Origin of the sequence: Pseudochrobactrum sp. sp1633, from assembly GCF_030376605.1 — a bacterium.
Lineage (GTDB): Bacteria > Pseudomonadota > Alphaproteobacteria > Rhizobiales > Rhizobiaceae > Pseudochrobactrum.
This window is the reverse complement of sequence record NZ_JARRAE010000005.1, coordinates 87647-108583: the sequence shown is the minus strand read 5'-3', so window position 1 is coordinate 108583 and position 20937 is coordinate 87647. Positions and strand designations below refer to the sequence as shown.

18 protein-coding genes and 1 tRNA gene are annotated in these 20937 nt (G+C 49.4%); 17 read left to right on the top strand and 2 right to left on the bottom strand.

Features of this window, described 5'->3' with window-relative positions:
* Position 1: 1 nt before the first annotated feature.
* The 4 genes from uraD (at position 2) to P8H26_RS07475 (ending at position 4208) form a co-directional block, all read left to right on the top strand.
* On the top strand, positions 2–523 hold the full coding sequence (gene uraD / locus P8H26_RS07490) for a 2-oxo-4-hydroxy-4-carboxy-5-ureidoimidazoline decarboxylase (protein ID WP_289632313.1): 522 nt from the start codon (positions 2–4) through the stop codon (positions 521–523).
* Between the two features lie 134 nt (positions 524–657).
* Positions 658–1014 carry a hydroxyisourate hydrolase gene (gene uraH / locus P8H26_RS07485; protein WP_289632312.1) on the top strand — a complete coding sequence of 119 codons (357 nt, stop codon included), beginning with the start codon at positions 658–660 and terminating at the stop codon, positions 1012–1014.
* 83 nt (positions 1015–1097) lie between these two features.
* Positions 1098–1919 carry a DUF2793 domain-containing protein gene (locus P8H26_RS07480; protein WP_289632311.1) on the top strand — a complete coding sequence of 274 codons (822 nt, stop codon included), beginning with the start codon at positions 1098–1100 and terminating at the stop codon, positions 1917–1919.
* 423 nt (positions 1920–2342) lie between these two features.
* On the top strand, positions 2343–4208 hold the full coding sequence (locus P8H26_RS07475; protein ID WP_289632310.1) for a nucleoside-diphosphate sugar epimerase/dehydratase: 1866 nt from the start codon (positions 2343–2345) through the stop codon (positions 4206–4208).
* On the opposite strand, the gene P8H26_RS07470 is transcribed toward P8H26_RS07475, so the two are convergent.
* Positions 4198–5235 (bottom strand): glycosyltransferase family 4 protein, encoded by a 1038-nt coding sequence (locus P8H26_RS07470; RefSeq protein ID WP_289632309.1) that lies wholly within the window; start codon positions 5233–5235, stop codon positions 4198–4200. The genes P8H26_RS07475 and P8H26_RS07470 overlap by 11 nt on opposite strands.
* 328 nt (positions 5236–5563) lie before the next feature.
* Between P8H26_RS07470 and P8H26_RS07465 the strand changes: the two genes are divergently transcribed.
* From P8H26_RS07465 to P8H26_RS07440, 6 genes are all read left to right on the top strand, one after another.
* Positions 5564–5637, top strand: a tRNA-Gln gene (locus tag P8H26_RS07465).
* A gap of 492 nt (positions 5638–6129) precedes the next feature.
* Positions 6130–7284, top strand: a complete 1155-nt coding sequence (locus P8H26_RS07460) for a GGDEF domain-containing protein (protein ID WP_289632308.1) — start codon at positions 6130–6132, stop codon at positions 7282–7284.
* Positions 7285–7524: 240 nt separating this feature from the next.
* Positions 7525–8424 carry a DUF2865 domain-containing protein gene (locus P8H26_RS07455; RefSeq protein ID WP_289632307.1) on the top strand — a complete coding sequence of 300 codons (900 nt, stop codon included), beginning with the start codon at positions 7525–7527 and terminating at the stop codon, positions 8422–8424.
* A 490-nt stretch (positions 8425–8914) separates the two neighbouring features.
* The gene (locus tag P8H26_RS07450; RefSeq protein ID WP_289632306.1) at positions 8915–9922 is read left to right on the top strand and encodes an ABC transporter substrate-binding protein; all 1008 of its coding nucleotides are present in this window, start codon (positions 8915–8917) and stop codon (positions 9920–9922) included.
* Between the two features lie 198 nt (positions 9923–10120).
* A complete protein-coding gene (locus P8H26_RS07445; protein ID WP_289632305.1) occupies positions 10121–11191 on the top strand; it encodes an ABC transporter ATP-binding protein in 1071 nt (356 codons plus the stop codon).
* A complete protein-coding gene (locus P8H26_RS07440) occupies positions 11188–12882 on the top strand; it encodes an ABC transporter permease subunit (protein ID WP_289632304.1) in 1695 nt (564 codons plus the stop codon). Before P8H26_RS07445 ends, P8H26_RS07440 begins: the two co-directional genes overlap by 4 nt.
* 70 nt (positions 12883–12952) lie before the next feature.
* Here P8H26_RS07440 and P8H26_RS07435 read toward each other — a convergent pair whose 3' ends face one another.
* Positions 12953–14140, bottom strand: a complete 1188-nt coding sequence (locus tag P8H26_RS07435; RefSeq protein ID WP_289632303.1) for a pyridoxal phosphate-dependent aminotransferase — start codon at positions 14138–14140, stop codon at positions 12953–12955.
* A gap of 239 nt (positions 14141–14379) precedes the next feature.
* On the opposite strand from P8H26_RS07435, the gene P8H26_RS07430 reads away from it, so the two are divergent.
* The 7 genes from P8H26_RS07430 to P8H26_RS07400 all read left to right on the top strand — a co-directional run bounded on the left by P8H26_RS07430 (position 14380) and on the right by P8H26_RS07400 (position 20835).
* Positions 14380–14622: a hypothetical protein gene (locus tag P8H26_RS07430; protein ID WP_289632302.1), complete on the top strand. Its 243-nt coding sequence runs from the start codon at positions 14380–14382 to the stop codon at positions 14620–14622.
* 71 nt (positions 14623–14693) lie between these two features.
* Positions 14694–15281 (top strand): hypothetical protein, encoded by a 588-nt coding sequence (locus tag P8H26_RS07425; RefSeq protein ID WP_289632301.1) that lies wholly within the window; start codon positions 14694–14696, stop codon positions 15279–15281.
* A 150-nt stretch (positions 15282–15431) separates the two neighbouring features.
* Positions 15432–16730: an extracellular solute-binding protein gene (locus P8H26_RS07420; RefSeq protein WP_289632300.1), complete on the top strand. Its 1299-nt coding sequence runs from the start codon at positions 15432–15434 to the stop codon at positions 16728–16730.
* 98 nt (positions 16731–16828) lie between these two features.
* Positions 16829–17800 carry an ABC transporter permease subunit gene (locus tag P8H26_RS07415; protein ID WP_289632299.1) on the top strand — a complete coding sequence of 324 codons (972 nt, stop codon included), beginning with the start codon at positions 16829–16831 and terminating at the stop codon, positions 17798–17800.
* A gap of 13 nt (positions 17801–17813) precedes the next feature.
* On the top strand, positions 17814–18656 hold the full coding sequence (ugpE, locus tag P8H26_RS07410) for a sn-glycerol-3-phosphate ABC transporter permease UgpE (protein WP_289632298.1): 843 nt from the start codon (positions 17814–17816) through the stop codon (positions 18654–18656).
* Between the two features lie 20 nt (positions 18657–18676).
* Positions 18677–19780 (top strand): sn-glycerol-3-phosphate import ATP-binding protein UgpC, encoded by a 1104-nt coding sequence (locus tag P8H26_RS07405; protein WP_289632297.1) that lies wholly within the window; start codon positions 18677–18679, stop codon positions 19778–19780.
* A 29-nt stretch (positions 19781–19809) separates the two neighbouring features.
* The gene (locus tag P8H26_RS07400; RefSeq protein ID WP_308446657.1) at positions 19810–20835 is read left to right on the top strand and encodes an endonuclease/exonuclease/phosphatase family protein; all 1026 of its coding nucleotides are present in this window, start codon (positions 19810–19812) and stop codon (positions 20833–20835) included.
* The last annotated feature ends 102 nt before the right edge of the window (positions 20836–20937 follow it).

Here is a 20937-nt window from a genome sequence, read left to right as displayed (position 1 = left end):
AATGAATTTACAGGATTTGAATGATCGGCCTGAGACGGATTTTGTGTCTGCGCTGGGCGGTATTTTCGAGCACTCCCCTTGGGTCGCAGAAGCTGTAGCAGGGAAGCGGCCTTTCGCTTCTGTTTCAATACTGCATCAGGCAATGGTGCAGGTGGTTGACCATGCTGGCCGGGAGCAACAACTGGTACTGATCCGTGCGCATCCTGATCTGGCAGGCAAGGCAGCACGCGCCGGTGATCTCACCGATGCTTCTACCAGTGAGCAAAAAGGTGCGGGTTTAGATCAGCTGAATGATGCAGAATATGCGCAGTTTCATCAGTTGAATGATGCTTATAAGCAGCGGTTCGATTTTCCGTTTATTCTCGCTGTGCGTGGCTTTGACGGCAAAGGACATGACAAACATTCTATTCTTGCCAGCTTTGAAACCCGTTTGAAAAACACGCCCGATCAGGAAGTTTCTGAGGCACTGCGGCAGATCGCGCGTATCGCAGAACTACGTCTGGGAGATATGTTTGGCTTGTAAAATATAGAGCGGTTAACGCCCAGATTGGATCACGGTGCTCGCTCTAGGTTCTTTAATTTTCCGCATTATCACGGACGTCAAGTTGATCCAACTTGACTGTGAAATGCTCTGTATGCAGTTGAAAAGGCACGTTTATGGCAAAACTATCAACCCACGTTCTTGATACTGCGCATGGCAAACCGGCTGCCGCGATGCGCCTTGAGCTATATTTGGTGAAGGGTAGTGGTGAACTGGAGCTGGTCAAACGCACAATAACCAATCTTGACGGCCGTACAGACGAGCCGCTGCTCAGCGCCGCGGAGATGTGCATCGGCACCTATGAACTTCAGTTTCATGTCGCTGAATATTTCGATTCACAAGGGGCAGAGATGGCTAAGCCGCCGTTTCTTGATTTGATCCCGATCCGCTTTGCGATTGCCGATGTAAGCGCCAGTTATCACGTACCGCTGCTGGTCAGTCCCTGGGCTTATTCCACCTATCGCGGCAGTTAAAGACAACACGGGGGGGAATCTATCCCCGTCTTTCGTCTTGCCCGTAGACTTTCCCCGTCATCGAACAGCGGGGAAAACTGACTATGGAAATAACACCCAATCTCAAAATGCCATACATTATGCCCAGTCAGGCGCAGAAACACGTCACGCATAATGAGGCGCTGCGCATTCTGGATGCCTTGCTGAACTTGTCTGTGCTGAGCAGGCAATATTCTTCGCCTCCGGCCGCACCGGCAGAAGGCAGCCGTTATCTTGTGCCTGCGAATGCCAGCGGTTTATGGAGCGGGCAAGATGGAAAAATTGCAGCTTTTATGGATGATGAATGGTTCTATTTTGCACCTCTGCACGGCTGGATGATGCATGTTGCCGATGAGAATGCATTTTGCATTTTCAGCGGATCAGAATGGCAGGCACTGCTCAACCCGCAGCCTCTGGCGGGGATTAATACGGTAGCTGATAATTATAACCGCTTGGCCGTGGCATCTGATGCTGTTTTGCTGACCCATAACGGGGCAGGGCACCAGCTGAAGATCAATAAAAACCTGAGCGATAATACAGCCTCTCTTTTATTCCAAAGCGGCTGGACAGGCTATGCGGAGATGGGGCTTGCCGGTGAAAATAATTTCAGCATTAAAGTTTCGGATGATGCGGGGCAGTGGCGGCAGGCCCTGCGGATTGATCGTGCAAGCGGCAATATAGCTATTGGTTCTGTCTGGCCGACAGCGCCTTTGCATGTGGACGGGCCAATTCGTATGGGCGCATATGAAGCGACCTCAGTGCCAAATGCTGCACAGGCGGGTTCGGGAGCCATCATATTTGTAAAAACCGGTCAAAACGGCAAACCCGCTTTCAGCGATGGTGCACGCTGGCTTTGGTTTGAGGATAGCCAGCCGGTTCCGGTATGAGCCTTGTTAAAGCACTGTGAGTTTGTTGCACGGCTTTGCCTGAGTGGCAGGTGAATTACACTTTGGCACCGTGCAACTTTAACGAATCTGATGAATTATAAATACGGTGATAAAATTCCTTTACGTGATCTGCCAAAGCTTGATTGGTGAAATGATGCATATGTGGTGCAAGTTGGATGCAGGTTTCAGAAAGTGCCGGAATGAGTTCCGGTTTTTAAACAGGATCGCCGTTTATTCAGTGGAATTTTATTCTGTTCAGTAATGCTGGCTGGTTTTGAAATAAGTATTTTGCTAATCGGTAAGTTCAAAAAATAGTATAATTCGAATACTTGAATATTGATATCAAGTTTATTTTGCTGCCAAATATATTTTTGTGACAATGGGTGACAGATTTGCTGTTAGACGGGGTAAGAGATTAACCATATGAAAACGGCAAATTTCTCAAGGCGGATTGCACAACTTCCACGTTTTGTAAAACAGTTGACAATGCTCGGCGTTGATGTGGGCATGCTCTTGCTGGGCGTCTATTTGGCCTATGTTCTGCGCTATGGTTTTTTGTTTTTACCCAATACCAAGCAAATATTGCTGATGCTGGCGGCACCGCTGGTGGCGGTACCTGTCTTCATCCGGTACGGCCTTTACAGAGCTGTTATTCGCTATCTGCCTGAAAAGGCAATCTGGTCAATTTTTCAGGCTACAGCGGTTGCATCACTGCTTTGGGTGGCGTTGGTTTTTCTGACTGAAATGACCGGTGGCACAGGTGTGCCGCGTTCCGTTCCTTTAATTTACTGGCTTGTGATTACCATTCTTGTGTCCATATCGCGCTTTGGTGCGAAGTGGATTTTGCATGAAAGCTCCACTCCGGTGAAACGCGAAGTTGCGTTGATTATTGGTACCGGCGAGGCTGCGCAGCAATTGGCGGCTGCCTTGCGTGTGCACCGTGATACATTTGTTGCAGGTTTCATCGATCGCGATCCGTCGCTGCAGGGGATGGATATTGCGGGAACCCGTGTTTATGCACCGACGGCAATTACCGATCTTGTTGATAATTACGGTGTTTGTCAGGTTGTGATTTCTGATCCTTCCATGAGTGAGGATGAACGCAAAACCTATGTCAGTATTCTGGGGCGGTTAAAAATCCGTACCAGCATTTTGCCGCCGATTGCGGATCTCTCCCGCGGCAAATATTTGGTAGGTGCGCTGCGTAAAATTGAAATTGATGATTTGCTGGGGCGCTCACCGGTGCCGCCGGATGAGGCCATGCTGCAGTCCATGATTGAGGGGCGGGCAATTATGGTGACGGGCGCCGGTGGTTCAATCGGCAGTGAATTGTGCCGCACAATTGTGAATTGGAAGCCGCGTAAACTCGTTCTGTTTGAGGTCAGTGAATTCGCGCTTTATCAGCAGGAACGAAAGCTGAAAGCTGCCTCCCGTTGTGAGATCATTCCGGTTTTGGGTTCTGTCACGCAGCAGGAATTGGTGGAGAATGTCATTGCTTCGCATGGCATTGATACGATTTATCATTGTGCTGCCTATAAGCATGTGCCGCTTGTTGAGGCCAATCCGCTCGAGGGTATTCGTAATAATATTATGGGTACAAAGGCAGTTGCAGATGCGGCACTGAAAACAGGCGTCGAGCGCTTCATTCTGATTTCTTCTGATAAAGCTGTACGCCCTACAAATGTGATGGGTGCAACCAAGCGATGGGCGGAGTTCGTTATTCGCCATTATGGTGATCTTGCACAGCAAAAAGGAGCCGCGCAGTCATTCTCCAGTGTGCGTTTTGGTAATGTGCTGGGGTCAAACGGTTCAGTTGTGCCGTTGTTCCGCGAGCAAATTGCAGCAGGCGGGCCGGTAACGCTAACCGATGAGGATATGACCCGCTACTTCATGTCTATTCGCGAAGCCGCAGAACTGATTATTCAGTCCGGAGCTGTTATTAAAAGCGGAGAGACTGCCCTGCTTGAAATGGGGCGTCCGGTAAAAATCAGAGATTTGGCTGAAAATATGATCCTGATGGCTGGCCTGACTGTGCGGGATATTAAAAATCCCGACGGTGATATTGCGATACGGGTCACCGGCATTCGTGAAGGCGAAAAGCTTTATGAAGAGCTGTTTTATGATCCGGACAAGGCGCAGCGCACACGCCACCCGAAAATCCTCTGTGCAGAAAAACGCGGCACAAAGGCAGATGAAATACCGCAACGCCTGCCGCAAATGCAGCGCTTCCTCGACAGCAATGACAGTGCGGGCGCGCGATCCCTTTTGTTCGACTATATCAGCCAGTAGCCTTTGCGTTTGAGCCAGTTGTTCGAAAATAAATAATGAGCAGGCCGGTCAACAGAATTGCAAGGCCAAGTCCGGCGATCTGTGCGATGGGGCCGAGCGATATTATTAATGCGGTGATGCCAGCCAAAAAAAGATTCAGCGCTGCAATACTGCCGGTTACGAAGCCGACGGATTTTCCGGCGCGTTTTGCGATTTGATAGGCATGGGAAGAGTGCGCCTGCAGGATGTTTTCACCCTTACGAAGGCGTAAAATAATCGTGCTTCCTGAATCTGCGATATAATAGAGCGGTAAGATAAGAGCCGGAATGAGCCCTGCCTGTTGAGCAAACAGCAGGAACACTGCGCCTGTGATCAGGCCGAGCGGCAGACTGCCTGAGTCACCAAGAAAAACTGAAGCGGGATGGCGATTGAAGACTGCAAATCCTGCAAGAGCGCCGCTTAATGAAAAACCGATGATCGCAATCGTTGGGTTCTGCAAAGACAAGGCTGCAATAATGCCAAGCAGAAATAACGGAATGCCGATACCAGTCACGGTGAGCCAGTCGAGGCCGTCCATGAAATTGGCAACATTGATGCTTCCCAGCACCGCGACAGTTAAAAAAATGATTTCGAGCCAATGTGGAAAAAGGTCAGGAAGAATCCGAAAATCTTCGCCTAATCCGTAAACGGCAATGATTGCGGCTAATAATTGGGCAGGCAATCGCACGCGCACGGAAAGCTCATCTTTGTCATCGAGATAGCCGGTAACCCAGACTAATATTGCTGCACCTGTCAGGCTAAGGCTCAGCCTTGCCGGTATAATGTCCCAAAAGCCGGCGAGCACTAATACGCAAACAAAGACCGGAATACAGGCTAGCCCGCCGATTTGCCGTGCTGGTATCGAGTGATTGGAACGTGCGTTAAAACCTGCGGCAAGAAAATGCGCAGGAAGCCACTGTTTCAAAATATAGAGTAAAAAAACCGAAGAGATAAAGCAGAGAATAAAGATCAGCAGATAAGATGACAAATCGTCCGGCTCCTGAAACATGTCACAGCCAGCTGAGATGGTCAGGTGGTTATGAAAATGCGAAAATTTAAATATCTCAAATAGAGGCTGTATTCAGCGCTGACCGCAATGTGTTTTGGCACGGTTTTCGCCGGGCGTAAACGACACCGCTCTGCATTGCCACAAGTACCGTACTTCGCTGATTTGTGGTGAGGATGATCAGGAATTCAATAAAAGAAAATGCGATTTCCACATTAAGAGAGTTTGCTTTGTTTTAAAATGTAAAAATCTGATTTCAGTGCATTGCACAATGAAATTCTTGAGGCTATAAGCCGGATCAACCGCCACGGAATCTCTCCGTGATTTGTTTTGGGGCGTAGCCAAGCGGTAAGGCACCGGTTTTTGGTACCGGCATCCCTGGTTCGAATCCAGGCGCCCCAGCCATATCTTTCACAATATAAAATCATTTAATATGTTTTCGTCTGTGACCTGCCTTCATAGGCACAAGCTTGTGACGGATGAATTGATATCTTGTGAGTTTCTGATGGCTATACTTTTGTTTTGAAATTTACTATCAACTAATGTGTTTTTAAGTGCAATCATTACAAGTGATTAAAAGTAAAAATCTCACAATGTACGACTAATTATCTTCTGATGAATTTCATTTTTGTTATTTATAATATTCGTACTTATATTGCGTGTCGCTATTTGTACTGTCACATACTCAAAATATCGCTTTTTGAATAAAAAAGTGATAGCGCAATTTTACTCGCAAAGTGCTATGTGGAATATGATTCAAACTGATGGACCAGTTTGCGAGAGTACTAGGATTGATTTATTGAATGGCATAAAGACTTGTTCCCCCTAGGGAGCACGCCTGAAGAACAGTGCATCCCGGGAGTGTTTCGTTTATCGACAATGGGGAATTGATAGTCGATGCTCATTCAGTACATATTAGACATTGAACCAAATACATTATTCGTTGTGAACGCCATTTCTCTCGGCGCGTTTGCGATTGCGTTTTTTTGTATCTGGCTCAAACAGCGCGATAAGGCCTATTGGCTTTATTGGACTGCGGCTAATTTTGTTCTGTCTTCAGTGTTTACAATATTCGTTGTGATTGATCGCTCCCAGATCATGCAAATGGCGTTTGTAAATGCGCTGCTTGTTCTTGGTGTTGCGCTGAGATGGCAAGCTTTAAGAAGTTTTTTCTATCGAAAAAACTATGTTGAATTTAATCTAATTGTCCTGCTGCTTGTTATTGCTCCTTATTTTCTCTCCTCTTATGTCAAGCACAGTGTAATCTTCGGTGCTGTTAATGTAATTTTGTTTGTTGAAATTGCGCTGATTATTCGCGAGTTGCTGAAGCCGAACAAGGAAGTGCTGCCATCCCGTTGGGGGCTTATGGTTGCCTATGGTATTGTCGGGCTGGCTTTTCTGCTGCGTGTTGTGCAGGCGTGGCTGATCAGTCCGGATACAATGACTCCGCTGCCTCTGGATCATTTGCTCACAGTTCAGCTGCTTATCGTTTCAATTCATATCGTGGCGAGCGGCGCGTTTGCTATTTCGATTGCCTATGAACGCGGTATTTCCGAATTGCGGCAGATGGTTCTGCGGGATCCTTTAACGGAACTCTATAATCGCAGGGCATACGAGCTGACTTTAGCTGAGCACAAGCCGGATGACGGCTCTTTTGCTTTGATTCTGCTCGATATTGATCACTTCAAGCGGATTAATGACGCGTTTGGTCACGCGGCCGGAGACATAGCGCTAAAACGCTGTGCAAATATTCTGATGCAAGTCTTCCGGAAAACCGATTTTATAGCGCGGATCGGCGGAGAGGAGTTTGTTGCGATATTGCCTGAGACGACGATGAAAGAGGCGTATGAGTTTGCTGAAGCCGCTCGTAAGGCTGTTGAAAATGATGCGTTTGAATATAACGGTAATATTGTGCGACTGACCATTAGTGCCGGTGTTTGTCTCGCAACTGCAGGGGGCAGTTCTTTCTCCGACATTACCCAAAACGCTGATCTCAGTCTCTATTCCGCAAAAAATAACGGCCGCAACAGAGTTGAAATATTTGCTGTTTAGCCATGATGGCTGGCTCTCTGTTGTATTTTTAAAATTTGCTGTCTGCCTTCAATTCATGTGAATATTGTTTCATGTATGTTGTGCATTTCATTTAAGTTTTTTACTTTTGAAATATTCTGCTGCAAGAGTATGAGACTGGGTATGGGAGCGCTTTAAGTGGTTGGAATATCGGTATGGGGCAATACTGGAAGATGCGTGCCGGGTGCTCATTCGCAGGCTGCCAAACAACCGCACCCTCTCATGCGTTTCAAATGGGCATCATTGCTGATTTTTCTTGCAGCCATGCCTGCTGCGATATCACCGGCTGTTGCTGACAGTTGTTCGAGCAATGCCGCCATAGCCTCAGATATGATTTTAAAACGCCAGCTTGCAGCTTTGAAAAATATGGAGCGTGGCAGGGGCTGTACCAGTGAAAGCGCTCAAGGCGGTTTTTTCAATGCCTGCCGGGATTTTGCCTTGCGTCGTGGCGAAATACAAAAGCAGTTGCAGGCAAATGCAGCCGCACTGGCGCGGTGTAACGCTAAGTATGCTGATCCGTCTGCTTTGAAAAACACATCTAAAAACACGGCTCAAACCGGTAAAAAAAGTGACACAGGTCGTAATCCGTTCAGCGGACAGTATTCCGGTACACCATTATTGTTTTGTGTGCGTTTGTCCGACGGGTATTATTTTCCTGCGCCGCATTCGCAATTTTCAAAAAGCGACAGCGTGAAAGAGACATTGGCACAATGTCGTTTTATCTGTGAAAGCCCCGAGGTGAACCTCTATGTGCTTGATGATCCGGCTGCTGAAACCGCGGATATGCTCTCGGTTGACAGACGTGAATCCTATTTAAAGCTGCCGACGGCCTATAATTATCAGGGTGCAGAGAATTTTCAAAAATGTAATTGGGCGAAGTACTTTTCATATATTCAGCATGTTCGAACACGCGGTGTGAAGCCTAAGAAAACACAGGATGCAGACAGGGTACTGTTATCCAAGCGGGCAGACCCTGTGCAGGGTTCTGTCGCCATAAAGCGTGATGATAACGCTCCTGATCGGGCGGTGAGAATTGTCGGTCCCGCCTTTCTGCAGGATGAAAACGATAAACCGGTCAATTTTTTAGGGCGGAATATGCAGACGGATACAGTGCTGCGATAAATATGGCGCAGAAAAACTCTGCGCAAATATATTAGCCAGCTGATGGTTATTGGCGCCGGTAAATCCGGCTAAAAACGTGTGATTTCAAAGCTTAAACTTTAAATTCTTTATGATTAAATGCGCTGTTTTTTGCCGCTTACGGACATGCGCGACGTTAAAACCACAGGCACTATTTTCAAGCTATCCTGATAGAGGCAGTTTTTGATCTGCCCTTTTTCAGTCGCGTTCATACCAGATATTTCGTTAGCCGGATAAACTCATCGGGCTGTTGCGGAAATACGAAAATAAAAAAATGACGGAGCCTGCCCTGTGCCCGATTGGGTTGGCAGGCTGTGTATTGTGAATGCAATACCGGTGCGGAATGCGTTTCTGCCGCCGAAGGCATAAGTGTGTTTTCAAAAAATTCGCATTGATATCTGTGTTTATTTCTTCATTATGCGTGGGAACTGTAAAAAACTCGAACAAAATCCATAGGATGGGGGCTTTTCATATGCGTAAGAGTTATCTGAAAACATTAGGTGCATTGGCTGCAACTCTGTTGGCCAGCTCTGCACTGGCAGAAACCATTACGGTTTACACCGTATATGAAGAAGACGAAGCGGCGGCTTTCCTTGCGGAAGCAAAAAAAGCTTTGCCTGATCTCGACATCAACATGCTGCGCCTCTCCAATGGTGATCTTGTTGCCCGAATTATTGCTGAACAGGCCAATCCTCAGCATGACGTTCTCTGGGGTGTCGCTGTTACTTCCCTGTTTAATCCAGAAATCATTAAAACGCTGGAGCCTTACAAGCCGGCCAATATTGACAATGTGCCTGCGCAGTTCCGCGACAAAGAAGATCGCTGGTTTGCGGTTACCGGTTATATGGCGGCCTTCTGCGTGAATAATGAACGCCTGAAAGCCAAAGGTCTGACGATGCCTAAATCATGGGCTGATCTGACCGATCCTGCGTTTAAAGGCGAAGTGGTGATGCCGAATCCTGCGTCTTCCGGCACCGGCTACATCCAGATTGACTCGCTGATCCAGCAGATGGGCGAAGAGAAGGGCTGGGCATTCCTCGACAGTCTGGACAAGAACGTCGCGCAATATATCAAGTCCGGTTCCAAGCCGTGCAATGTAGCCTCGATGGGCGAATATACGGTTGGTGCTTCTTTTGAACTGCGCGCAATCAAGAATATTGCTGAAGGCTATCCGATCACGATGGTAATCCCGTCTGAAGGTGCCGGTAATGAGCTGGAAGCCAACGCGCTGGTTTCCACATCCAAGCAAAAAGATGCTGCGAAGCGCTTCCTTGACTGGACTGTGAGCAAGCAGGCCGCAGACGAATATTACAAGTGGAAGGCCATTGTGACCATTCCGGGCGGTGCGATGCCGGATAAGTTTAAGGAAGCCGGTCTTCCTGAAGATGTGTCTAAAGTAATGTATGCCGTAGACTTCAAAGCGGCTGCCGATGATCGTACAAAAATCATCGATGCATGGCAGAAGAAATACGAGCGTTAAAAACCAACAAGACCGGATAGCCTTGAGTTATCCGGTTTTGGCTCTATGCTTTGATGGAACTATCGTTTTAAAAACAAATACTTAAAGCAGCCCGTTGGAAAAACGACAAGAAGCTGCCCGAAACGATGGCATACGGGGAATGCGCGGCCGTTCAGGTTCTGCGCTTAAAACAACAAAATACCAAAGGAAACAATGCCAATGGATTTGCATATTCAGAACGTCATTAAAAATTATGGTGCCGTTAAAGCTCTGGACAATGTGTCTCTGAATATTCCGCATGGTTCACTGGTGTGTTTTCTCGGCCCTTCGGGTTGCGGCAAGACAACTTTGCTGCGCTCTGTTGCAGGGCTTGAGGATATTGACTCCGGCCAGATCATGCTGGGCGACGCCGATTTGTCCCGCACACCGGCACGGTCGCGCAATTTTGGTGTGGTGTTTCAGTCCTATTCGCTGTTTCCGCATATGACGGCTGCGCGCAATATTGCCTACGGGCTGGAATGCCGGAGCTGGACAAAAGCGCAGATTGCAACACGGGTTCGCGAAATGCTGGAGCTTGTGCATCTGAGCGATCAGGCGGAAAAACTGCCTGCGCAGATGTCCGGCGGGCAGCAGCAGCGTATTGCTATTGCGCGTGCGCTCGCGCCTAATCCGTCGCTGTTGTTGCTTGATGAACCGCTCTCGGCGCTGGATGCCAAGGTGCGTGAAGAATTGCGTAATGAAATTCGCGCGCTGCAAAAGCGGGTGGGCATTACCACCATCATGGTCACCCATGATCAGGAAGAAGCGCTGGCTATGGCTGATGTCATTGTGGTGATGAAAGACGGCCACATTGAGCAAACCGGCTCGCCGCAAATGCTGTATCAGCAGCCGGTCACCAGTTTTGTGGCTGACTTTATTGGTCGTATGAATATTCTGCCGCTGGATAAAGCGGGCGGTAAAGGTCTGCAATTTGCTGATAAGGCACTGAAGCTGAATCACTCCGATGCGCATGGTTCCTCGCCGGTCAGCAAAGTGGGGATCCGTCCTGAATCCATCAGCCTTCTGCCCGCCTCTCAGGCCGCGAGTGATGATAATCATTTTCCGGCTACAATCCGCAGCCAGATTTATCTGGGGCACATATCGCGGCTTGAAGTGGTGCCGGATAAACGCCCTGATGTTAAAATCAGCGTGGAAATGCATGGTGCATTGAATAAAACAGGGGACATGCCCCAGACCGGTGATGCTGTAACGTTGCATCTGCCTGCTGAAGCGCTGCGGGTGCTGGCATGAGCAGCGCCGGTGTTTCCATTCCTGCCACAACCGGTGCCGGTTTAAAGCGCGGTCTGTTTAGCGATAATTTCATATCATGGGCTGTGACAATCGGGATCACAGCTTTGATCCTGATCTTTCTGGTTATGCCGCTCTGGGCTATTCTGGTTCTGGGCTTCAGCACGCCGGAAGGGTTCGGGCTTGGTAACTTTGCCCATACCTTTACCACTGCCCGTTTCTGGACGCTGGTGCTGAACAGTTTAGGCATGGCGCTGACCTGCACGGTTATTGTTACCGGCATGGCCTATGCGTATGCCTATACGCTGCAACGTGCCCATGTGCCGTTTAAGCCTATGTTGCGGATGGCCGCACTTATTCCGCTGTTTGCACCCTCACTGGTGCAGGCGCAGGGGCTGGTGCTGTTGCTCGGGCGTAACGGTATTCTCAACCGCTGGATGGGCATGGATATTGATATCTATGGTTTCTGGGGTGTGGTGATTGCCAATGCGCTTTATGCTTTTCCCTATGCTTTCCTGATCCTCTCGGCTGCCTTGGCTGTCAGTGATGCCCGTTTGCATGAAAGTGCAGAGGTTCTCGGAGCAGGTCCGTGGCGCATCTTCCGCACCCAGACATTGCCTGCTACCCGCTATGGTTTGGCGGCAGCATGTTTCGTGGTGTTCAATCTGGTGATGACCGATTTCGGTAATCCGATGGTGATTGGCGGCGATTTCAACGTGCTGGCTACTGAAGTCTATAATCAGGTGATCGGGCAGGCACAGTTCGGCCTTGGCGCGGTGATTGGTATTGTACTGCTGATGCCCGCGATTGCGGCCAAGATTGTTGAAAAACGTCTGACCAAGCAGCAGCAGGCATTGCTCACGTCACAGGCGCGGCCAATGGTTGTGCGTCCCGCCTTCAAACGGGATCTGTTTCTTGGTCTCTATGCCTATTTTACAATGGCGCTGATCCTGAGTGTTATTCTGATTGTGGTGCTGGCAAGCTTCGTCAAGTTGTGGCCGTATAATATGAGCTTCACCCTGCAGCACTATCAGTTTGATGTGCAGAACGGCACTGCACCTTTGTGGAACAGTGTGAAGATCAGTCTGGCAACCGCCTTACTGGGTGTGGCTATTGCGGGCATGACAGCCATTGCCGTGCAGAAGTTTAAAAACCCTCTGACCGGCCCGCTGGCATTCCTGGCTATTCTGCCATCAGCCGTTCCGGGGATGGTACTGGGTCTTGGCTATGTGCTGGCTTTTAATAATCCGTCCAATCCGCTGCATTTTCTCTATGGCAGTTTTGCGCTGATTATTATTCTCAGTGTTTATTATAACCATGCTCATGCATTCCTGATTTCCTCAACCAGCCTGAAACAGATCAGCGGTTCGTTTGATGAAGCATCAACCATGCTCGGCGGTAGTGTGTTGACGACACTGCGCAAAGTGACATTGCCGCTGCTCTGGCCGACTTTGCTGGGTGTAGGTGTGTTGTTCTTCATGCGCACAATGGTATCACTGTCCGCAGTGATCTTCCTTACCACGCCGGCTACGCAGGTTGCCTCGATCTCCGTGTTGCAATTGTCCGATCGCGGGGCGGTCAATCAGGCGGCGGCATTCTCGGTCTGTATCATGCTGATTGTGATTGCGGCTCTGCTGATCGTGCGCACTATTCTCTGGGCATTTGGTGCCAAGCATGTGACGCTTATCCGCTAAAGTAAACTTCACTATAAAAGCAAAAAGCCCGCCTCATTTCTGAGGCGGGCTTTTTCATGCATGATAATGATTATGCAGCTTTTTCCATTGTAATGCGCTGGGCAAGGCGCACCATGCCCGCACAAGCTGCATCAATTTGATCATCGGCCACGCTGAGGCTGAGGCGCAGAAAGCCAACCAGATTGCTGCCGAAGGAATCGCCGGGCATTGTGGCAATCTTTTCCTCTTCCAGCAGGCGCATGGCAAATTCCGCACCGGTCATTCCGGTCGCACGAATATCCGCAAGAATAAACATGCCTGCCTGCGGGATTTTGCAGGAAATACCAGCCAGACCATCCAGCCGCTCAGAGATCATCTGCGCACGGTGGTAAAAATTATCCAGCATCTGCTTGGCGGCCGTTGCAGGGCGGTTCAGCGCATAAGCGGTCATATCCGCGATGAAAGGCTGTACGCCGAACAGCAGGGATTCGGACAGCGGAAGTAAGCGTGTCGTAAATTCTTCCGGCCCCACGCACCATCCGCTGCGGAAACCCGGCGCGGAGTGGGACTTGGAGATTGAGGCAACGACTACCGTGCGCTCGGCAAGTTCCGGCAGATCAAGCGGAGAGGCAAACTCACCCTCAAAAACCAGTAATTCATAAACCTCATCAGAGATGATCCAGAGGTTGTGTTTACGGCAGACTTCACCGATTGCCACAATTTCTTCTCTGCTCAGCATTGCGCCGGTCGGATTATGCGGTGAGTTGAGCAGCAGCACGCGCGAGCGCGGGGTAATGGCTTTTTCCAGATCGGCAGCCTGCAGGCGAAAACCGTTTGCCTCACTGACCGGTACATAGACCGGCGTGGCACCTGTTGCCCTGATTACACCTTCATAGGTCGCGTAGCACGGATTGGTGGTGATAACCTCATCACCTTCTTCAGCCAGTCCGAGCATGGCAACTGCCAGTGCGCTTTGTGTGCCCGGAAAGCAGAGAATTTGCTGTGTATTGATAGGGCGTCCGGTGCGCTTGGAATATTTATCCGAAAGCGCCGCAAGAATAGACGGCTCGCCACGGCCGCTGGTATAGCGGGTGCGGCCTGCGCGCATGGAGCGGGCAGCTTCGTCAATCATATCCGCAGGTGTCGGAATATCCGGTTCACCGATTGTCAGTTCGATAATATCTTCGCCTGCCGCTTTCATTTCACGGGCGCGGATATGTACTGCCCATTTATGCGAGCCTTTATTGCTCAGACGCTCGGTAATACGCGCGTAATGCATCTTGAGCGTTCCTCCGTATTTTTATTCATGCTTGCTGCATCTTTTAATAGTTCATGCGTTGTATCGCATGAACCGAAGATAAGACCAGTGTTGTTTCTGCATGACATCAGAAAAGCGCATAAATTATGGTGGGAATTATTGCTTCACATTATAATGTATTAAAATCTTAAAGCTTGTCATGCGCGGGCAGAGTTTATAACGATCGTTGATAATTTTGTAATCTGTCCGGTGAAACTTCTATGACCAATACCAATTTGACGCTTTTTATCTGCGACCTGCTGAGTGCTGCAGGTTCATTCATACTGCTGATCGGTTTGCTGGTCGTTCTGTTCTCCACATCCCTGCATGGTGATGCGGGACAAGGCGATGACAAGGGCTTGGTTGTTAAAGCATCCAAACATTTTAGAACCGGTTTGATTCTGGCAATTCTGGGCGCACTGCTCCTGACAATGGCGGCATCATTCGAGCTGATCATTTACTAATACATAAAGTGACAGCCGGAGGGGATGTATCCGGCAGTTTGTAATACGCATATCCGGAGGGGGACGTGCCAATGGCCGCGGATATTCTTGTCAGTCAGGCTGATGTTTTTTCGCATATGCGCATTATCAATGGCATGGGCATAAGCTTGTGCCTGTCGCGCTTGCTGGTCTTCGCTTCCAAATTTATTCAGCATCCCTCGAAGAACAAAGTATCCTATATTCATATAGGCTGGATTCTGGTCGTATTTTTATGGATTATTCAGTTCTGGTGGGATTATCTCATCGATAGTAATAATAAAACCTATGATATTGTTACTTATATCTTAGAGTTGTTTTATGTCTTTGGTCTCTTTTTCATCTGCGTAACCCTGACACCGGATGATATTAAAGAATATGGGGATTACGAGACCTATTTTTTTTCGAGAAAGAAATGGCTTTTCGCACTCTTTATTTTCATCAACAGCATGCAGTCTTTCGAGCAGATCAGAACATCCTTCATAAAAAACGAAACCGATAATATGATCGTTCTGCCAATTGTCCTGCTGCTGGAAACCATCGTTATTCTGATTGCTATGAATATTAAGCGCAGGCGATTTCAATATGTGATGATTGGCCTGTTATTTTCCACGATCATTCTGGACTTCATTTTCCTGTCGTGAGGTAGGTCTGGGTTTGCACAGGGCAGGCCATGACCGATTTATGCAACATGCCGGTTTCGGTGCGTTTCATAAATCTGATTCATTCCTGTTAATTCGGTGTCATATCCACCCTCTATTGCGGAACCAGTTTTTCAACAAACGGGATCTGCAATGTTCAGAAAAATCTCTATCGCTGCTTTGACACTGACTGTCTCTGCCACATCTTCGATGGCTGCAACCAATATCAGCTGGTGGCATGGCATGGGCGGCGCGAATGCTGAAGTGATCAACGAGATCTCAAAGCGCTTTAATGAATCGCAGCAGTCTTGCGCTCTGACACCGGTTTCCAAAGGCACATATGAAGAAGCGCTGGCTTCCGGTATTGCTGCATTCCGCTCAGGCGAACAGCCAAACATTCTTCAGGTTTTTGATGCCGGTGCAGCCACCATCATCAATGCAAAAGGCGCAACAGTGCCTGCTGAAGACCTGATCAACAATGCCGGTTATAAATTTGACCGTGAAGCTTTCATCGAAGGTGTGCGTTATTTCTATGCTGCACCGGATGGCAAGTTTGTTGGTATGCCGTTCAACTCTTCTGCGCCGATCATGTATATCAATAATGAAGCGCTGAAAAAGGCCGGTGTTGAAGCCCCGAAAACATGGGAAGAGTTTGAAGCCATCGCGCCGAAGCTCAAAGAAGCCGGTTATATTCCGCTCACCGCTTCGCAGTTGACATGGCAGTTCACCGAGAACTTCTTCTCCCGCCAGAATATTCAGTTCGCAACCAATAATAACGGTTATGACAGTGTTCAGGACACCAAGCTCAATGTGACTGACCCGAACCTTGTTATGATGTTCGAAAAGTTGAAAGACTGGTCTGATAAAGGCTATTTCGGCTTCTACGGTGCGGGCTGGGCAGACAACCAGAAGCCTTTTGATGAAGGTAAAGTGGCCTTCTGGATCGGTTCTTCCGGCTCCTTCGGGGGCTTGCAGAAAACCGCGAAAATGGAATTCTCCGCTGACTTCCTGCCTTATTGGAAAGCCGTAGACGGTGCTGGCACCAACAGCTTTATCGGCGGTGCGGCGCTGTTCGCAATGGCTGGTAAGCCGGACGCAGAAAACAAATGCGTTGCTGACTTCTTCCAGTTCCTGACCTCGCCGGAAGTACAGAAATATTACCATCAGGCAACCGGTTATGTAGCCATTACCAAGGCTGCTTATGAACTGGCGAAATCTGAAGGCTATTACGAGAAAACACCGGTTGCCGAAGTTGGCATCAAGCAGCTGATGCTGCAGTCCGGTGAATGGTCGAAGGGCTACCGCCTCGGTTTCTACCCGCAAATCCGCACTGTTATGGAACGCGAATATAACCGTATTTTCGCTGGTGAAACCTCTGTCAAACAGGCTTTCGAAACCATTGAAAAAGAAGGCAATGACCTGCTGATACGCTTCGCTAAGACCGCGAACTAAACACTGAGAGTCAATCTCAAGAGTACGGGCGGGGTCAGAGCAAATTATGCCTGACCCCGTTTTTAATCGACCTTTCTCAAAAGACGGGGATTTGCCAGGTGGCATATATCCAGACTTCTCAACCTTCAAAACTTGCTACGTTTTTCTCGCGCTTCCGGTCGTCTGACCGTGCAAAGCAGGCAGAACCGGCCAAGCGAGTACAGTTTAATACGCGGCTGTTGCCTTATCTTTTATTAGCGCCGCAGCTGGCCGTTGTGCTGCTCTTTTTCTACTGGCCGTCAGCTCAGGCTATTCAGTCGTCATTTTATATTGAAGACCCGTTCGGTTTCGGTTCAACCTTTGTTGGCCTCGAAAATTATACCGGCGTTTTGACCAGCCCGGAATATCGCAACATTGCAGGTTTTACGGCGCTTTTTACCATTCTGGTTACTGCGTTTTCGCTTGGGATTGGTATGTTGCTTGCGGTTAAGGCCGATGTGGTGATCCGCGGTAATGCTACTTATAAAACCGTGCTGATCTCAGTCTATGCCATTGCGCCGCCGGTTGCCGGTCTTATCGGGATGATGATGTTCGATCAGCATATCGGTCCGTTTGTGAAAATGGCTGCATGGTTTGGCTGGGATATGAAAGTCGGGCTGAATTATTTCGACACTGCTTTTGCGATGATCGTCGTCTCGGTCTGGAAACAGATCCCGTATAATTTCATTTTTATCTTGTCTGGCTTGCAGGCGGTTCCGGCCTCGGTGCGTGAGGCTGCGGTGATGGATTGCCGCTCCGGTGCCCGTCGTTTTCGCACTGTCATTCTGCCTTTGCTGGCACCGACTGTGTTCTTCCTACTCATCATCAATATTACCTATGCGCTGTTTGATACTTTCGGTGTGATTGATGTGATGGTGAAGGATAAGGCCGCCAATAACCCGATTACGCTGGTCTATAAAGTGTTCATGGACGGCTTCCGAGGCAATGATATTGGCAGCTCGTCAGCACAATCCGTCATTCTGATGCTGGTGGTGTTCACGCTGACCATCGTGCAGTTCCGCTTCATCGAGCGGCGCATCCATTATAATTGAGCGGGCAAAAAAGATGCATAAAGTTAAAATTACAGATCATCTGATCCTGCTCGCCGGAGCGCTGTTTCTGATATTGCCGGTGGTGGTGGCTTTCACCACTTCCAGCCATACGGCGGCTGATATTCACTCCAATGGCTTATCCCTGAGCTGGGGTGATAATTTCACGGAGACTTATAGCAATGTGCTGACCCGTGAGGGGGGCTTTACCGGCCAGATCACCGGCTCGCGGATGCTGCTGAATTCGCTGATCCTCGGCCTTGGTTTTGCTGTCGGCAAAATTGTGCTGTCGATGCTGGCTGCTTATGCGATTGTCTATTTCCGCTTTCGCTTTGCCACGCTGGCATTCTGGCTGATTTTCACCACGCTGCTGCTGCCGCTGGAGGTGCGCATCGTGCCTTCCTATCAGGTGGTGTCGTCCTTCGGCATGCTCAACAGCTATTCGGGGTTGATAGTGCCATTGCTGGCATCCGCCACAGGCACATTCTATTTCCGTCAGTTCTTTAAAGCTGTGCCCGATGAACTGCTGGAAGCCGCACGTATAGACGGGGCAGGACCGGTCAAGTTTTTCATCGATGTGCTGATCCCGCTGTCACGCACCATGATTGCCGCGATGTTCATCATCATGTTTGTCTATGGCTGGAACCAGTATCTCTGGCCGATGCTGGTGACGACCGATGAGAGCTTCTTCACGCTGATGCGCGGTATCAAGCAGATTTTGCAGGTGTGGGTCGGCGCACAAATTCCGGACTATAACGAGGCTTTTGCTCTTGCTGTGCTCGCTATGGTGCCGCCGGTGCTGGTGGTTGTGGTGTTCCAGCGCTGGTTCATCAAAGGGCTGACCGAGAGCGATAAATAAGAAATTCTGAGGAGCCTTTGATGGCACAGGTTAAAATTGAAAATGTATCGAAAATCTATGCAGGCGGCACGAAAGCCGTCAATGCGGTGGATATTGATATTAAAGACGGCGAGTTCATCGTTCTGGTCGGGCCTTCCGGCTGCGGTAAGTCTACATTGCTGCGCATGGTGGCAGGGCTGGAAAGTATTTCTGAGGGGCAAGTGAGCATCGGTGACCGTGTGGTCAATGAGGTGGAACCGGCTGAACGCGATATTGCTATGGTGTTCCAGAACTATGCGCTTTATCCGCATATGTCCGTTTATGATAATATGGCCTATGGTTTGCGGAACCGCAAAACGCCAAAGGCTGAGATCGAAGCGCGTGTGGCTGAAGCCGCACGGATGCTGGAGTTGGAACCTTATCTGCAACGCAAGCCGCGTGCGCTTTCCGGCGGGCAGCGCCAGCGTGTGGCGATGGGGCGTGCAATTGTGCGCAAGCCTGCGGTGTTTCTGTTTGATGAGCCGCTGTCCAATCTCGATGCCAAATTACGTGTTTCCATGCGCGGAGAAATTCGCCGGTTGCAGCGCCGCGTGAACACCACATCTATCTATGTGACCCATGATCAGCTGGAAGCTATGACATTGGCTGACCGTCTGGTGGTGCTGAACCGTGGTGAGATTGAACAGGTTGGTGCGCCGCTGGAAATTTATCACAAACCTGCATCGACTTTTGTTGCTAGCTTTATCGGCTCTCCGGCGATGAACCTTTGTGATGGCACTTTGCATCAGTCACTTCTGATGCTGGGCGAAGATGTGCTGCAATTTAATTCTGCCCCGCCTTTGCAGGGTGAGGTGACCGTTGGTATCCGCGCGGAAGATCTGAGTCTGGCAAAAGATGGCGAAACCGGCTTGCAGTTTCGTACCGATTATGTGGAAGAACTCGGCGCGCAGCGGCTTGTGCATGGTTTCGCCGGTAATCAGAAACTGGTGGCAGCATTGCCGCCTGAGGCTGAAATCCGTGACGAAATGCGACTGGCCGTTTCCGTTGAAAAACTGCATTTCTTCGACAAACAAACCGGCAAGCGCATAGAAGCATCGCAAACAGCCTCAACTCCTGTAAGAGCAGACCAAACCGTTTCTGCCTGAAATATTCCTGCATAAAACTGAGAAATGACATGACTGAAGTAATGAATGTTGAAACCATGATCCGCACGCGTGTTGCCGCTCTTGATGTGCCTTCTCATGAAGAGCGCCAGAGCATTACGCAGCTGGACATAACCACAGCCGCGCATGATGCGAAGCTGGTTTCAATGGATTGTATGACCCGTGTTGAAACCGGGGGGCAGGCTTCTTCAACAGCGCCGCTGACTTTTCCGTTCAACGTGACTGCATGGAATCTGGAACGCTGTCTGTTCCCTGAGGAAAGCGCTGCGAAAATGCTGGCAGAAAAACCGGCCGTGGCACTGCTGACCGAGATGGACAATGGCATGGCTCGTACTGCTCAGAAGAACATGACGGCGGAAGTCGCCCGCCATATGGGTATGGAATATGCCTATGGCGTGGAATTCATTGAGCTTGGTCTTGGTTCTGAAATTGAGCATCAGTTCTGTGAAGATGATTTCAACGAAAAAGGTTTCCACGGCAATGCGCTGATGTCCTCTGTGCCGATGCAGCAGATTTTTGTGCAGCGTCTGGCCGGTGAGCGTCTGTGGTTCTTCAATGGCGGTGATCAGCCACGTCTGGGTGAGCGCAATGCAATCGGCGCGGTGATTGAAACTGTTGACGGGCCGTTTCTGGCGGTATCTGTGCATCTGGAAAGTGCCTCTCCGGCAGCCTATCGCGAAAGACAGGTGGCGCAGTTGATTGATGCGTTGGAAGCAGAATTTGGCACTATGCCGATGCTGATCGGTGGCGATCTCAATACCGGTAATCATGCGGAAGGTGACTTTGAGGCGGAAGGTCTGTTCCGTGTGGCTTCCGAGCGCGGTTTCACCCGTCACAGCGGTGCGCTGGATCAGATGACAACCCGTCCGAGCCTGATTACCCGCTGGCCTGACCGTGCCATGAAACTGGACTGGTTCCTGAGCCGCGGTCTGAATATCACTGAGAGCCGCATCATCTCTTCACTGGATGATAATCAGCGTCCGCTTTCCGATCATGATTTGATTGTTTGCCGTGTTGATGGTTTCAGCGCTGCATAATCAGTCGAACTATGCCGGAGGGAAGCCTGTCTTCCTTCCGGTTTTGTAAAGAGTCTGATTGTCTCTAAAATGGGACGATGTGGTTCCAAATAGCTATCTTTT

Bases quoted from the DNA above. Each gene is read 5' to 3' on its own strand.
- P8H26_RS07470 (WP_289632309.1), bottom strand. From the start codon at position 5,235: ATGTTTCAGGAGCCGGACGATTTGTCATCTTATCTGCTGATCTTTATT.
- uraH (WP_289632312.1), top strand. From the start codon at position 658: ATGGCAAAACTATCAACCCACGTTCTTGATACTGCGCATGGCAAACCG.
- P8H26_RS07460 (WP_289632308.1), top strand. From the start codon at position 6,130: ATGCTCATTCAGTACATATTAGACATTGAACCAAATACATTATTCGTT.
- P8H26_RS07430 (WP_289632302.1), top strand. From the start codon at position 14,380: ATGACCAATACCAATTTGACGCTTTTTATCTGCGACCTGCTGAGTGCT.
- P8H26_RS07445 (WP_289632305.1), top strand. From the start codon at position 10,121: ATGGATTTGCATATTCAGAACGTCATTAAAAATTATGGTGCCGTTAAA.
- P8H26_RS07455 (WP_289632307.1), top strand. From the start codon at position 7,525: ATGCGTTTCAAATGGGCATCATTGCTGATTTTTCTTGCAGCCATGCCT.
- P8H26_RS07420 (WP_289632300.1), top strand. From the start codon at position 15,432: ATGTTCAGAAAAATCTCTATCGCTGCTTTGACACTGACTGTCTCTGCC.
- P8H26_RS07440 (WP_289632304.1), top strand. From the start codon at position 11,188: ATGAGCAGCGCCGGTGTTTCCATTCCTGCCACAACCGGTGCCGGTTTA.
- P8H26_RS07425 (WP_289632301.1), top strand. From the start codon at position 14,694: ATGGCCGCGGATATTCTTGTCAGTCAGGCTGATGTTTTTTCGCATATG.
- P8H26_RS07450 (WP_289632306.1), top strand. From the start codon at position 8,915: ATGCGTAAGAGTTATCTGAAAACATTAGGTGCATTGGCTGCAACTCTG.
- P8H26_RS07480 (WP_289632311.1), top strand. From the start codon at position 1,098: ATGGAAATAACACCCAATCTCAAAATGCCATACATTATGCCCAGTCAG.
- P8H26_RS07475 (WP_289632310.1), top strand. From the start codon at position 2,343: ATGAAAACGGCAAATTTCTCAAGGCGGATTGCACAACTTCCACGTTTT.
- ugpE (WP_289632298.1), top strand. From the start codon at position 17,814: ATGCATAAAGTTAAAATTACAGATCATCTGATCCTGCTCGCCGGAGCG.
- P8H26_RS07400 (WP_308446657.1), top strand. From the start codon at position 19,810: ATGACTGAAGTAATGAATGTTGAAACCATGATCCGCACGCGTGTTGCC.
- P8H26_RS07405 (WP_289632297.1), top strand. From the start codon at position 18,677: ATGGCACAGGTTAAAATTGAAAATGTATCGAAAATCTATGCAGGCGGC.
- uraD (WP_289632313.1), top strand. From the start codon at position 2: ATGAATTTACAGGATTTGAATGATCGGCCTGAGACGGATTTTGTGTCT.
- P8H26_RS07435 (WP_289632303.1), bottom strand. From the start codon at position 14,140: ATGCATTACGCGCGTATTACCGAGCGTCTGAGCAATAAAGGCTCGCAT.